The sequence below is a fragment of the Paenibacillus sp. FSL W7-1088 genome, from assembly GCF_037969855.1.
GTDB lineage: Bacteria > Bacillota > Bacilli > Paenibacillales > Paenibacillaceae > Paenibacillus.
This window is the reverse complement of record NZ_CP150216.1, coordinates 4501928-4515332: the sequence shown is the minus strand read 5'-3', so window position 1 is coordinate 4515332 and position 13405 is coordinate 4501928. Positions and strand designations below refer to the sequence as shown.

The following is a 13405-nucleotide window of genomic DNA, read 5'->3' as shown; positions in this document are numbered from 1 at the left end:
AAGGAATGAGGAGGAGAAAATGATGTATGAACATTTGGTCGCATTTAAATTGAACGATAAAATCACTACGGTCAAACAGCAAGAATTGGTGGCTCAATTGCTCGCTTTACAGGAACAAATTCCTGGAATTGTGGATCTGACCGCAGGCGTTAATGTAACAGAGGAGACGGATCATATTCAGGGCTTCACACTTGGCCTGAGAGTGACGTTTGAAGATCAGGAGGCACTGCGTGCTTATGGCCCGCATCCTGCACATCAGGCATTTGTAACCTCTCTGAATGAGTGGGTGGAGAATGTAATTGTGGTCGATTATCCGATCCCCTCAAGATGAGGGGCTTGGAATCGCTGGTTGCCTGAAATAGCTGTTTAATGGTTTATTGAAATAACAAAAAGCACTGAACCCGGTTCAGTGCTTTTTGTTATTTATCAGTGTTTCTGATGTTATCCCTCATAAGGTAAAAACCGCGTAGATTTTCCAGGTGTTATCATCCATTTTCTTGAGCCTATACAACCCGTCTAATGAAATGGTTTCTTCGTTTAGGTCCTTACCTGCATTGATGCTCGTTTTAATTTTGCCGCCATTCGCTTCCAATACGGCATATTGATTGGAGCGCTCCACAATGGAGAAAACAGGTTTGGAGATCCAATCAATATCCATCTGGCTTTGCTCATCCAGAGCGGATGTCAGATCTTCAAGTGAAGTGAGATTAAAGGAGAGCTGATAACCGGTGTAATATGTAGCATAGATATCAGACACTTGATTGTAGCTGTGTTCAGACATCGACGTAATCTCCTGTTCGGTTGCGTTGGAAGCCAGAGTAATCAGTTCAGTTGTATCAGGGAGCTGGGTTTGTTCCAAACGTAAAGCCCGCTCTAGCATGACAACCGATTGGGCGCGAGTGGCTTTCGCAAACGGTTGAAACGTGGTGGTCGTCATACCCGAAACGATCCTTGCTTGACTTGCTTTTGCAATGGCCGAGGCTGCGTAATAGTTGGGGACATCCTTAAAGGTTTTGGCAGAGCCTTCAAATTGGATGGAGCTGGAGAAAGTCCGTACAACCATAACGGCAATATCTCCGCGGGTGATAGGGAGATCTGGACCAAATTCAGTACTGGATATGCCTCCAACTACGCCAAGTGAACTAGCGATCCGGACCGCATCGGCATACCATTTGCCTGCGTTCACATCATTAAAGGCTTTCCCTTGAGCAGTGCTATGTAGCCCTGCCGCCTGTACAAGAATAGAAACAAATTCTGCACGGGTAATGGGATGATTGGGCTTGAGAGCCACTTCGCCAGTACTTAGGGGATACCCGTTTAGTAAATCAGCATTAACGAAGTTGTCAAGGGTATCGTATGCCCAGTGATCGTCAATGTCTGTTGGATAGTATAAGTCCAACGATTTGTAGGAATCGGCAGCAGCGGCCTTATTCCAAGGACAGGCTAGTAACACTAAAAGCATGGTTAAGTAAAATAGGGTGATACCTTTAAAATTTTGTCTCATCTAGGAAGTTCCTCCCGAATTTCTCAAATTTGCCGTTAATCATCATAACAGAGATCAAGAGATTGATCTAAAGGAAATCTTTACTACTAAATCGTGACGTGTAATTATCCTTGGCGAAGAAGTATGAAGAGTGCAACGTTATTCAACTTTTGTTGTTATATTAACTGACATATAATAGATCGATTATGTGTTAATTTTGTATAAGAAGCATAAAAAGACTGAATCTATTTATATTTTGTAACAATTCCGCAACATGAATCATGGAACTTGAAGCAATTGTTTATATAATGTGAATCAACATAACATGATTTTGCAGCGGTAAAGTGATTCTAAATTACAGGGGGCAGGTAGGGATGAGAGAAACGAAGAGAATGAGGATTTTTTCACTGGGAATTCAGCACGTATTGGCGATGTATGCCGGAGCCATTTTGGTACCGCTGCTTGTGGGAAGAGCGTTAAATCTGACTGCGGAACAATTGGCGTACCTGGTATCGATTGACCTGTTAACCTGTGGTATCGCGACATGGCTTCAAGCACGCAAAGGGAAGTACTTGGGGATTGGCTTGCCAGCGGTTCTCGGAAGCTCATTTGTTGCTGTGACTCCCATGATTGCGATTGGATCACAATATGGGATTCCGGCCATTTACGGTTCCATTATAGCAGCAGGGATATTCATCGTTATATGTGCTGTTTTCTTTAGTAAAATCGTCAAACTGTTTCCTCCCGTCGTGATTGGAACAGTCGTAACGATTATTGGTCTGGCGTTGATTCCAACGGGTATCAAAAACATGGCAGGCGGAGCAAACAGCGAAAATTTCGGAAGTCTGGACAATCTGGCTCTCTCTTTCGGGGTGCTGCTCTTCATTCTGGTGCTGAATCGATATGCTCGCGGCTTTGTCAAATCCCTCGCAGTCCTCCTTGGTATTATTGTGGGTACCCTCGTCGCTGCCCTCATGGGGAAAGTGAATTTCAGCTCTGTACAGGAAGCCTCCTGGTTCCATTTGCCCCAGCCCTTTTATTTTGGATGGCCTACCTTCGAAATCGGTCCGATCATTACCATGATTATTGTCGGCACCGTTGTCATTATCGAATCTACAGGTGTGTTTATGGCCTTGAGCAAAATCTGTGATCAACCGATTAACGAAAAGGATTTGGCACGAGGATACCGCGCAGAAGGTCTGGCATTTGTACTTGGTGGTATCTTCAATGCTTTTCCGTATAACACATTTGCTCAGAATGTCGGTTTGGTTCAGCTCTCCAAAGTGAAAACGACCAATGTGGTTGTTGCAGCCGGAGGTATTCTGATTTTTCTTGGACTGATCCCCAAAGTTGCGGCATTCGCAACGATTATTCCCAGCGCGGTACTCGGCGGGGCAACGGTTGTTCTGTTCGGCATGGTAGTCTCATCCGGGATTAAAATGCTGCAACATGTGGATTTCAGCAAGCAATCCAATCTGTTAATCGTTGCTTGTTCGGTTTCACTCGGTCTTGGCGTCACGGCTGTGCCGGATCTGTTTGCCCAGCTGCCTCAAAGTATCCGCATTATTGTTGGTGACGGTATTATCACAGGTAGTCTGTGTGCCATCCTGCTCAATATCTTCTTTAACCTTGGATTAAAAAAAGAGAGTCTGCCCGTACAGCCCGTACAGGCTCAAGAAGCACATACGTAAGATCATCTTGCTAACAGGTATACGATCTGAATAAATGGAACAGACCCAAGATGGTATTCATTGAGGTGGAATGATCGGGAATGATTCCCCTCGCAAATGAACCTCTTGGGTCTTTATGTTGATAAACTGCAGAGTCTGCAGAGTACAATTGGATATTTTTATTCAAACATACCCCGGAAGCTTTTCACCTGTGATAAGTTCGAAAAGTTTGGCAGATTTCTTCTTAGTTAATTGAACATAAGTAGGCTTGCTTTCAATAATGATTTCAACTTGATCCTGATTAGGACTGATCCAGAGGCTATAGATGACACTTTTATCTGAGGAATCTGTGTTCTTTTTCTCGAAAAAGAATTTATAATCCGGAGGCCGTACCATATCCGCTATAGTATTGTTCGATGGGATAGAGGCGGTGATGTTCCTGATGGCTTGCACCTGTGCTGGATCGGTAATTTTTCTATACAGGGTGTATTGATTGGAGTTCTCAACCGGTTGTTGAACGATAACCTGATTTCCCTTTGATTGTATGTTGTCCGCTGAACACCCGGTAAGGCACATAAATAAAAGCGTCACACAGCCAATCACATAGATATATTTTCTCAATCTGATCCCCCCTTGAAACTTAAACGGTGCCTGGGGTATGAAAGTTACAGCAGGATGAATGCAAAAGGGATATAAATATGCTAAAGTTTCATCATGAACATGCTACATGTTCTTCCCGTTGAATTTCCATGCGACTACATAAATGAGCATTGGTTCACAAGGCTAAAATAAAACGAAGAGATATCCTGATATCGCTTGGTTACAGAAAAGGAGTTGTGATTACCATGCAACAAGAAACGTTGAAAAAAGGCTGGCACTTTGACAATAGTTATGGACGTTTGCCACAGACCTTTTTTACAAATCAGGGTGCGGTACCTGTTCAATCACCAAAATTGATCATCTTCAATACATTGCTTGCAGCCAGCCTGGGGCTGAATGTTGAGGCACTGAACACTGATGAAGTAGCGGAGGTGTTTGCAGGAAACCTGATTCCGGAAGGTGCCGAGCCTCTGGCTCAGGCCTATGCAGGTCATCAGTTCGGCAATTTTAACATGCTTGGTGATGGACGGGCTTTGCTGCTGGGAGAACAGATCACGCCACAAGGCGAGCGAGTGGACATCCAGCTGAAAGGTTCGGGAAGAACCCCATATTCTCGTGGAGGCGATGGACGTGCTGCCGTTGGACCCATGCTGCGAGAGTATATTATTAGTGAAGCGATGTATGCACTGGGGATTCCAACAACGCGAAGTTTGGCGGTTGTGTCTACTGGAGAAAACATTACACGTGAAACAGAGCGCCCTGGTGCAATCCTGACACGAGTAGCTTCAAGTCATTTGCGTGTAGCAACCTTCCAATACGCAGCCAGATGGGGATCAATTGATGAGCTCAGAGCATTGGCGGACTATACACTGAAACGGCACTTTCCCGATGTTGCCGAAGCCGACAATCGCTATCTGCAGCTGCTTCAGGAAGTCATCCAGCGGCAGGCTTCACTTATTGCTAAGTGGCAGCAGGTTGGTTTCATTCATGGCGTAATGAATACGGATAATATGGCCATCAGTGGTGAAACCATCGATTATGGGCCGTGTGCATTTATGGATGCCTACAATCCAGCGACAGTATTTAGCTCCATTGACACGCAAGGTCGATATGCTTATGGAAATCAACCGTATATTGGCGGCTGGAATCTGGCTCGATTTGCCGAGACGCTACTGCCACTGCTGCATGAGGATGAAGATCAGGCTGTACAAATCGCCCAGGATGCCATTGCACAATTCTCTGAATTGTATCATCACCACTGGCTCTCGGGAATGCGGAGCAAACTGGGCTTGTTTAATGAAGAGGCTGAGGATGAAGTGCTAATCAGGGATCTTCTTGAATTGATGGAGAAGCATACTGCAGATTACACAAATACGTTTCTCGCACTAACCTTTGATACGCTTAACGGATCTCCCTTGTTCGACACTTCAGAGTTTGCAGAATGGAATGAGCGTCGCCAGGCAAGATTGGGCAGACAACAGGAAGGGAAAGAAGAATCGCAGCAATTGATGAAGTCTAACAACCCTGCGGTGATTCCTCGTAATCATCGGGTGGAAGAAGCACTGGACCGAGCAGAGAATCACGGAGATCTTAGTGTGATGGAAAAACTTCTTGCTGTTCTTTCCAACCCGTTTGCACATTCTACCGAACAGGCTGAGTACGCGGAACTGCCTACGCAGTGCGATACCTCCTACCGGACTTTTTGTGGAACCTGATTGAAAAATTGTTATGAAGAGGCTGCCATTGGCAGCTTTTTCATTATCATGTCGAAAGGAGATTTTATGTCCAACATACGAAGCAAACCAGAGATTGCAAAAACTCTTTTTCAGTTGCTTGAGCGCACATCCTTCCGCAGGCAGGAGATGGAGAACTATGTTAACCGCTTGTTTGAGAGCCATAAATGGGAAGGTGTTCCATATGTAGAGAGTGAAAAGAATGCATATATAGTTCGTATATACGAGCGTGGCATGGTCATGTTGGAAAAAAGAATGAAACAGACAGAAGAAGTAATCTACTGGCTGCTGGAGGATATCATTTTTACGGCAGCGCATGTGGAATTGCTGAAACGATATGGTGTGGATAATAAACAGACACACTTGAATTACACAAACGCAGTGACGCAAGAACTGACCCAAAGTGTTGAGAAGGCTTTCCAACAGCTCGGTGATCCTTACTTGTATTGGCATCAGACGGGTAAACGGCATGATCTGGAGAGGCAGGAACCAAGGAAAGAGAGGTGATTGACGTGAGTGAACAGGATATTAATGATGTGTGGTATGAATATGCCTTAACCTTTGTGGGGAAAAAGAATGAATCCGCTCAGGGCTGGGCTGCGTTAACAACGAATGAACAGGAAATTGCTGCTTTATGGCTGCTAGAGGTGGATGTCTTTAACGGTGGTTTTGTTCAATTTTTCTGCAACTGGGGAGAAGAGGCGTACCTTTATGCGTTGCGGGCATTACATACGATTGGTGCGACTCAAGTGTTGGATATCATTAAGTCAGCATACGGCTGCATTGAGCATTTGGAAGAGGATGAAAGACTTACCGGACTGTGGGATATTCCTAAGTTTCTAACATCAGAGGAGGAACACCAGCTGGATACGCTGGATCAGCAATTTTGGAATAATGAAGATCAGATTGCAGAAAAGGCATATGCATATTATCACAGGAAGTTGAACATGATGTCTTTATAAGTTAGGCATAGGCGCTCATCTATTGCTCTATCTAAAGTTTAAATACTTGGTCTTGCAATGATATTAACGTTCGGCTATACTGGCTATAAATTGAATACATGAATTACGTTGATAGAGCGCAGTAGCGGCTTTGTCCCTGTTACAGAAAGTCAGGGGTTGATGGAACCTGATACATACAAGGGCTGCGAATTACACTCTGGAGTACTTGGGTAATGCCAAGCGGGATGGCAAACGATATTTTGCTGAAAGCGGTATGGACAGCGTGTGAGTTGTTGTCTGTGCAAGTTGGGTGGTACCACGGTTATGATAATCGTCCCTATGTCTATTGAAGACAAGGCGGCGATTTTTTTGTGTCCAAAAAAGGCTCACCCGGCTTAGCTCCTTGTGAATTCACGTTTAACGTAGATCATGGCCTAATACCATTGCATAGAGAAGGGGTTGTTTGTTTTGAATATTATTGATGAACTGGAATGGCGTGACGCCATTAATCAACAGACGGATGCGGAGGGTCTGCGTGAGCTGACCGAGACGACGTCGGTTTCATTGTACTGCGGGGTTGACCCTACAGGAGACAGCATGCATATCGGACATTTGATCCCGTTCATGATGCTGAAACGTTTCCAACTTGCTGGGCACCGTCCAGTGATTCTAATTGGTGGGGCAACAGGAACCATTGGTGATCCAAGTGGTCGTCAATCGGAACGTTCCCTGCAAACGTTGGAAGAGGTACAGGCCAATGTGGATGCTCTGACTGCACAAATGAAAAAGCTCTTTGTAACGGATGGCGACAATCAGGTACGTATGGTCAATAACTACGACTGGACACACAAAATCAATGTAATTGAATTTTTGCGTGACTACGGTAAAAACTTTAATCTCAACACGATGCTGGCTAAAGATGTAGTTGCGAGCAGACTGGAAGACGGAATTTCGTTTACCGAGTTCTCCTACCAGATTCTCCAATCGCTCGATTACCTGCACCTGTTCCAACATGAGGGTGTACAGCTGCAAATCGGTGGTTCCGATCAATGGGGCAACATTACAAGCGGTCTGGACCTGATCCGTAAAAAAGAAGGGCCAGAAGCTAAAGCTTACGGTCTGACGATCCCGCTTATGCTCAAATCCGACGGTACGAAATTCGGTAAATCTGCAGGCGGTTCCATCTGGCTGGATGCGAATAAAACGACTCCATTCGAATTCTACCAGTTCTGGGCGAACACGGATGACCGTGATGTAATTAAATACCTGAAGTACTTCACGTTCCTAAGCAAAGAAGAGATTGAAGCTTTGGCTGAAAAGGTAGAAGCGGAGCCGCACAAGCGTGAAGCACAAAAGGCACTCGCTGAAGAAATGACGAAATTTGTTCACGGCGACGATATGCTGGAGCAGGCGAAACGCATTACCGCAGCACTCTTCAGCGGAGATATTCGTTCCCTTACAGCCGACGAAATCGAGCAGGGATTCAAAGAAATGCCGACCTTCGAAACCGATGGTGAAGCGAAAAATATTGTAGATTGGCTCGTGGATCTTGGCCTGGAACCATCCAAACGTCAGGCGCGTGAGGATGTCACCAAAGGGGCTATCTCCATGAATGGTGAGAAAGTGACGGAGCTGGAATTCACGGTCTCTGCAGAGCACGCAATCGGCGGTAAATTCATCATTATCCGCAAAGGCAAGAAAAACTACAGTCTGGTGAAATTGAAATAGCCACAGGATTGTAGTATGAATCTTGGGAAGGTAATAGCGAAGGCATTATCTTCCCAAACAACACCAAAAAAGGACCGTCCCCAATCATGTCATTGACATCATGGAGACGGCCCTTTTTATATGCCATCCGCAAATGGCTTATTCATTTATTGATTCACAATCGCTGTGATCTCTTCATCCAGATCCAGTCTTACATTCTCACGGTAAGCCCGAATGTCGTATTCACTGTGCAGGTAGCGCAGGATCGCTTCGATCATGTTGGATTCGACCAGATACTGACTGCGGCCTTGAATCCAGACTTCAGCGGAATATCCCGTATCTTCTTCCCAGCTCAGTTCCACATTGACATCGGTTGGGCGAACACCCTTGCGTTCAGCCATGTGAATACAGATCGCGTTGACAATTTCATCCATACTCAGAACCATAGAGATTAGTACCGTCCGTTTCTGTTACGGTCATCATCATCACGATCATTACGGCGGTCATAACGACCATCTGCTGCTGGTTTACGGCGATTCGTAATGGCTCTGAACAGGGCCATTGCCAGCATTACGATCAGCATGATTGCAGCTACGTTTACGAGCAATCCAAGAATGTTACCCAGAGCGCCCATGCCACCGAACAATCCGCCGAACATCATACCAGCAAGACCACCCAGCATCATACCTTTCATGAATCCACCGCCACCACCGAAGAATCCGCCACGGTTCGTTGTAGCTGCTCCATTGCTGGAGTTGTTATTCGTATTCGATTTGCTCACATTACTGTTGGAATCGGATTTCTTAGGTGTGTTGGTATAACTTTTGGTTCCCGATTTGAAACCGCCACCACGTCTAGCGTCAGCAGAATCCGGATTCGCGACTCCGACTGTTGCAAACAGCAATGTAAAGGCCATGAAAACCATCATGAGATGTTTAATTCCGAATTTTTTCTTCATTGTAAAGATCGAACCCCCCGATAAATTTGTTTGATTACCCCAAAAATGGGCCTTACTCAAGTAATACGGTCAACTTGCAGGAACGTTTCAAATTTTGTTTATTTTTCTGAAATACTTGGACAAGGGTCCTGAATTGCCGCTTGACCATCCAGTAGCTGGGTTACCCAGTTACACCATTCGATACCCGTTTGTGCGTTCATCAACCCTTTTTGTACCAGAATGTAACTTCCGAATTCCCGACTGCCTACTCGCAAATGATCCTGAGGGATTCGGGACTTCAAATCTTCGAAATAACGGATGCGTTCCATGAACCAGTTTTTGCGCTCATTCAAAATGCGTCTCATGCTTCCGTCTTCCGCAATGCCTACACATAAAATGCGCAGATTGAACTCGTCGCGCGTAACTGGAGCGGTAACGGGAGTGGTCATCCATCCCAGCAGTTTTTCAATACCTTTCTCCGTGACTGCATACATTTTCTTGTCTGGTTTGTCAGACTGTTGTACCCAGCGGGAGGCTAAAAGCTCATCGTTTTCCATTTTGGAGAGGAGGGGATAGATCTGACTGTGTTTAGCCTGCCAATGCGGCTGGATCTTCAGCATTAGATCATAACCTGATGACTCCTCGCGGGTAAGAAGCCCGAGCAATCCGTAGGAAAGTATGTTCATGCACATGTCTCCTTAATATTAGGGCTGGGCCAGCGAAAACAATGCAAATTGTTCTCATTGACCGCTTTCATAAAAGTGTACACTGAAACTGTATGGTTTGACAACCTGACAGAACAACTGCCTCAATTTAGACAAAAAAAGAGTGCGGACCCTGAGGTCCGCACCCAAAACCATTTAGAGAGATGTCTGTTGCCCGTACCCATCTGCGACAAGATCAAGTTCACCCGTGTAGGAGTCGATGACCATGCCGTGAACGGGTACAGTAGGTGGAAGCAATGGATGTTTCTTAATCACTTCCACAGTATGTTTTACCCCCTCTTCAACGCTGTCAAACCCGCGTAGCCACTTTTGTAAACGTATGCCCGAGTTCTCCAGTGTGCTCATGACTTCCTCGGATACACCCCGTTCAACCATATGTCCAATCATAGTCTCTGCATGCAGGGAAGCCATACCGCATTCCGTATGTCCAACAACCAGTACTTCATCGGCACCAAGCTCATAGATGGCAACGAGAACACTACGCATAACAGACCCGAAAGGTTGAGAGATGATTGCGCCAGCGTTTTTGATGATTTTCACATCGCCATTTTTCAGGTTCATGGCCTTGGGCAGCATTTCCACCAGACGGGTATCCATACAAGTGATGATGACCATCTTTTTGGTTGGGAATTTGCCAGCCGTATACTTTTCGTATTCTTTAGTCTCGACAAATGATTTGTTGTAAGCCAGAATCTCTTGAATGTTGTTCATGTCCATTGCCTCCTGTTATCCAATACGATGAGCACGGCCACTTGCATTAAATGCAGCTTGTCCTACGCCCTTTGGTTTTTTATTATACCACGGTCAACAAATTGCATTATTCCTCGGTTTGGAGGAATAATGCAATTTGTATCTGTTAAAAGTTGATTATACGCAATGCAAAAAGTATCATCAATAGGGAAACCAACATTTTTTGAAGAGGTGGACGTTAACCATGGAACAACAAACACAGCAACAGCTGGAATCCTTCCGTAATCTGGCTCGCAAAATTAAGAGTTATCATGAAGCCATTGGTTTGCTTCACTGGGATCTGCGCACAGGTGCGCCCAAAAAAGGTGTCCCGACACGTTCGGAAACACTTGGCATGCTGTCGACCGAAGCATTCAAACTGCAAACCTCAGCTGACATGAAATCCTACCTGGATACATTAACAAGTCCAGCGGTGCTGGAACAGCTGGAAGATATCGATCGCCGTCAGGTGGAAGATTGCCAGAAAGAATATAATCGCAGTCAGTCCGTACCACCGGAAAAAGTACAAGCGTATACCGTACTTACCGCCAAATCGGAAACGGCTTGGGAAGATGCCAAGCATAATAGCGATTTTGCAGGTTTCTCGCCCTACCTTACCGATATTGTGAAGCTCAAACAAGAGTTCATTGACTACTGGGGTGTGAAAGATACTCGTTATGATACCCTTCTTGACATGTATGAGCCAGAACTGACGGTAGAAAAGGTGGATGCGGTATTTGCCCGTCTCAAAGCCCGCTTGGTGCCTCTGCAAGAGAAGATCAACGCGTCGGCCAACAAACCGGAGACAGAGTTCTTGAACCAGCTGTTTGACAAGGATCAACAGGAGAAATTCAGTTTGTTTATTCTGGGACAAATGGGTTACGATTTTGAAGCCGGCAGACTCGATGAGAGTGTTCACCCGTTCGCAACGGGCCTGAATCCAGGAGATGTGCGGATCACGACAAACTATTTGCAGGATGATGTGACGAGTGCGGTCTTCAGTTCACTACACGAAGGCGGACACGCCCTGTATGAGCAAAATATTGACGACAGCCTGGCTGGTACTCTTCTTGCCGAAGGAACGTCCATGGGAATCCACGAATCCCAGTCGCGTCTTTGGGAAAATATGATTGGCCGCAGTCTTCCATTCTGGACGCGCTATTATAAAGATCTGCAACAGCACTTCCCTCAATTAAACGAGGTTGAGTTAGAAGATTTTTATCGGGCAATTAACCGGGTTGAAAGCTCTCTGATCCGGATTGAGGCAGATGAGCTGACGTACAATCTGCACATCATCATTCGTTATGAAATTGAGAAAATGCTGTTTAACGAAGGCCTGGAAGTTAAGGACCTGCCGGAGACCTGGAATGCAAAATACAAGGAATATCTTGGCGTTGTGCCGCCGAATGATGGTCTGGGTGTGCTTCAGGATGTGCACTGGTCGGGTGGTGACTTTGGTTACTTTGCTTCTTACTCGCTCGGCAACATGTATGCTGCACAGATTCTACATACACTGCGCAAAGAAATGCCGGAGTTCGATGCCCATATTGCTGAAGGTAACCTGATTCCAATCAAGGAATGGTTGACTGACAAAATTTATCGTTATGGCAAAAGCCGCACTCCTTCCGAACTGATTGTGGCCGTAACGGGTGAAGAGTTGAACCCGGACTATTTGGCCGATTATCTGGAAGCGAAATATACCGAGATTTACAAGCTGTAGTACAGCTATAACATCATCATCTAACTCTTGAAGAGCGGGGCGTCTTTGCCCGGCTCTTCTTTTGCATGCAAGTTCTTAACCTTTTGCTGGGCATCAGCATATTCATAGTAGAGAGAACAGCTGAAACCAGTGAAGGAGGGAAATATCATGAAATACACGCCCTGGTTCATCCGGGCCATCGTCATTTTGCTCATTATCATCGTAGCTCTCACCAGCTGCAATAGAGATAAGGATGAAACCAAAATTACGATTGGTGAAGTCACACGTTCTGTGTTTTACGCGCCTGAGTATGTGGCCGTGGCCCAAGGTTTTTTTAAGGAACAGGGGCTTGAAGTGGACATTCAGACGACGGCTGGCGGAGACAAAACGATGGCTGCATTGCTTGCAGGCTCAGTAGATATCGCACTGGTCGGAGCAGAGACGTCTATTTATGTCTATCAACAAGGCGCAGAAGATCCGGTCATTAACTTTGCCCAACTTACACAGACGGACGGAACGTTCCTGTTTGCCCGCAATCCCGAAGGCGACTTCAATTGGGATCAATTGAAACAGAGTACATTCCTTGGACAAAGAAAAGGCGGTATGCCTCAAATGGCAGGCGAATTCACGCTGAAAAAACATGGCATTGATCCGCAGAAAGATCTGGAACTGATTCAAAATGTGGATTTTGCCAACATCGCTTCTGCATTTGCTTCAGGTACGGGGGATTATGTACAGCTGTTTGAACCTCAGGCGTCCATTTTTGAGAAAGAGGGCCGCGGCAAGGTTGTAGCCTCGTTTGGAACGGAAAGTGGTCATCTGCCTTATACGGTCTTCATGACCAAACAAAGTTATATCAACGACAACAAAGACATTGTACAGAAGTTCACTAACGGCTTGCACAAAGCACAAGCATGGGTGGATTCCCACACCGCTGAAGAGATTGCTGAAGTCATCAAACCTTATTTCAAAGATATCGATCCAGCCATTCTGGTAAGCAGTGTGAACCGTTACAAGGAACAGGGCACCTATGCAACCGATCCAATCATTGATGAAGACGAATGGAATAACTTGCTGGACGTCATGAGTGCTGCGGGAGAATTGAAACAGCGTGTGGATTCTCAATCGATTGTGGATAATTCCTATGCAGAACAAGCAGCATCAGCGAAGTAACCAGGTAT

General features: G+C 45.6%; 14 protein-coding genes and 1 other annotated feature. Of the genes, 8 read left to right on the top strand and 6 right to left on the bottom strand.

Annotation, left to right across the window (positions count from 1 at the left end; translation table 11 throughout):
* The first annotated feature begins 19 nt into the window (after positions 1-19).
* The gene (locus tag MKY42_RS20275; RefSeq protein ID WP_256222145.1) at positions 20-331 is read left to right on the top strand and encodes a Dabb family protein; all 312 of its coding nucleotides are present in this window, start codon (positions 20-22) and stop codon (positions 329-331) included.
* A 117-nt stretch (positions 332-448) separates the two neighbouring features.
* Here the strand turns inward: MKY42_RS20275 and MKY42_RS20270 are convergent, their stop codons facing one another.
* A complete protein-coding gene (locus MKY42_RS20270; protein WP_339844203.1) occupies positions 449-1504 on the bottom strand; it encodes an S-layer homology domain-containing protein in 1056 nt (351 codons plus the stop codon).
* A 353-nt stretch (positions 1505-1857) separates the two neighbouring features.
* On the opposite strand from MKY42_RS20270, the gene MKY42_RS20265 reads away from it, so the two are divergent.
* Positions 1858-3174, top strand: a complete 1317-nt coding sequence (locus tag MKY42_RS20265) for a nucleobase:cation symporter-2 family protein (protein WP_339844200.1) — start codon at positions 1858-1860, stop codon at positions 3172-3174.
* A gap of 162 nt (positions 3175-3336) precedes the next feature.
* On the opposite strand, the gene MKY42_RS20260 is transcribed toward MKY42_RS20265, so the two are convergent.
* Positions 3337-3774 (bottom strand): hypothetical protein, encoded by a 438-nt coding sequence (locus MKY42_RS20260; RefSeq protein ID WP_090900153.1) that lies wholly within the window; start codon positions 3772-3774, stop codon positions 3337-3339.
* 218 nt (positions 3775-3992) lie between these two features.
* Here MKY42_RS20260 and MKY42_RS20255 point away from each other — a divergent pair, with 218 nt between their 5' ends.
* The 4 genes from MKY42_RS20255 (at position 3993) to tyrS (ending at position 8155) form a co-directional block, all read left to right on the top strand.
* Complete coding sequence (locus MKY42_RS20255; protein ID WP_305729138.1) at positions 3993-5468, top strand: YdiU family protein; 1476 nt, start codon at positions 3993-3995, stop codon at positions 5466-5468.
* A 66-nt stretch (positions 5469-5534) separates the two neighbouring features.
* The gene (locus MKY42_RS20250; RefSeq protein ID WP_339844196.1) at positions 5535-5993 is read left to right on the top strand and encodes an Imm63 family immunity protein; all 459 of its coding nucleotides are present in this window, start codon (positions 5535-5537) and stop codon (positions 5991-5993) included.
* A gap of 5 nt (positions 5994-5998) precedes the next feature.
* Entirely contained in the window at positions 5999-6448 is a 450-nt protein-coding gene (locus MKY42_RS20245; protein WP_179264203.1) for a DUF4375 domain-containing protein, read from the top strand.
* A gap of 99 nt (positions 6449-6547) precedes the next feature.
* Positions 6548-6769: a binding site (T-box leader), on the top strand.
* A gap of 126 nt (positions 6770-6895) precedes the next feature.
* Entirely contained in the window at positions 6896-8155 is a 1260-nt protein-coding gene (gene tyrS, locus MKY42_RS20240; RefSeq protein ID WP_090900141.1) for a tyrosine--tRNA ligase, read from the top strand.
* A gap of 146 nt (positions 8156-8301) precedes the next feature.
* Here the strand turns inward: tyrS and MKY42_RS20235 are convergent, their stop codons facing one another.
* The 4 genes from MKY42_RS20235 to MKY42_RS20220 all read right to left on the bottom strand — a co-directional run bounded on the left by MKY42_RS20235 (position 8302) and on the right by MKY42_RS20220 (position 10507).
* The gene (locus MKY42_RS20235; RefSeq protein WP_024630486.1) at positions 8302-8580 is read right to left on the bottom strand and encodes a YxcD family protein; all 279 of its coding nucleotides are present in this window, start codon (positions 8578-8580) and stop codon (positions 8302-8304) included.
* A gap of 5 nt (positions 8581-8585) precedes the next feature.
* Entirely contained in the window at positions 8586-9092 is a 507-nt protein-coding gene (locus tag MKY42_RS20230; RefSeq protein WP_090900138.1) for a hypothetical protein, read from the bottom strand.
* Positions 9093-9190: 98 nt separating this feature from the next.
* Positions 9191-9757, bottom strand: a complete 567-nt coding sequence (locus MKY42_RS20225) for a PadR family transcriptional regulator (RefSeq protein WP_090900135.1) — start codon at positions 9755-9757, stop codon at positions 9191-9193.
* A 174-nt stretch (positions 9758-9931) separates the two neighbouring features.
* Positions 9932-10507 carry a carbonic anhydrase gene (locus tag MKY42_RS20220; RefSeq protein ID WP_090900131.1) on the bottom strand — a complete coding sequence of 192 codons (576 nt, stop codon included), beginning with the start codon at positions 10505-10507 and terminating at the stop codon, positions 9932-9934.
* Positions 10508-10730: 223 nt separating this feature from the next.
* On the opposite strand from MKY42_RS20220, the gene MKY42_RS20215 reads away from it, so the two are divergent.
* Together MKY42_RS20215 and MKY42_RS20210 are read left to right on the top strand one after the other, a co-directional pair.
* Positions 10731-12245 (top strand): carboxypeptidase M32, encoded by a 1515-nt coding sequence (locus MKY42_RS20215; protein ID WP_090900128.1) that lies wholly within the window; start codon positions 10731-10733, stop codon positions 12243-12245.
* Between the two features lie 147 nt (positions 12246-12392).
* Positions 12393-13397 (top strand): ABC transporter substrate-binding protein, encoded by a 1005-nt coding sequence (locus MKY42_RS20210; RefSeq protein ID WP_090900125.1) that lies wholly within the window; start codon positions 12393-12395, stop codon positions 13395-13397.
* The last annotated feature ends 8 nt before the right edge of the window (positions 13398-13405 follow it).

Bases quoted from the DNA above. Each gene is read 5' to 3' on its own strand.
- MKY42_RS20275 (WP_256222145.1), top strand. From the start codon at position 20: ATGATGTATGAACATTTGGTCGCATTTAAATTGAACGATAAAATCACT.
- MKY42_RS20270 (WP_339844203.1), bottom strand. From the start codon at position 1,504: ATGAGACAAAATTTTAAAGGTATCACCCTATTTTACTTAACCATGCTT.
- MKY42_RS20265 (WP_339844200.1), top strand. From the start codon at position 1,858: ATGAGAGAAACGAAGAGAATGAGGATTTTTTCACTGGGAATTCAGCAC.
- MKY42_RS20250 (WP_339844196.1), top strand. From the start codon at position 5,535: ATGTCCAACATACGAAGCAAACCAGAGATTGCAAAAACTCTTTTTCAG.
- MKY42_RS20235 (WP_024630486.1), bottom strand. From the start codon at position 8,580: ATGGTTCTGAGTATGGATGAAATTGTCAACGCGATCTGTATTCACATG.
- MKY42_RS20230 (WP_090900138.1), bottom strand. From the start codon at position 9,092: ATGAAGAAAAAATTCGGAATTAAACATCTCATGATGGTTTTCATGGCC.
- MKY42_RS20225 (WP_090900135.1), bottom strand. From the start codon at position 9,757: ATGAACATACTTTCCTACGGATTGCTCGGGCTTCTTACCCGCGAGGAG.
- MKY42_RS20220 (WP_090900131.1), bottom strand. From the start codon at position 10,507: ATGAACAACATTCAAGAGATTCTGGCTTACAACAAATCATTTGTCGAG.
- MKY42_RS20215 (WP_090900128.1), top strand. From the start codon at position 10,731: ATGGAACAACAAACACAGCAACAGCTGGAATCCTTCCGTAATCTGGCT.
- MKY42_RS20210 (WP_090900125.1), top strand. From the start codon at position 12,393: ATGAAATACACGCCCTGGTTCATCCGGGCCATCGTCATTTTGCTCATT.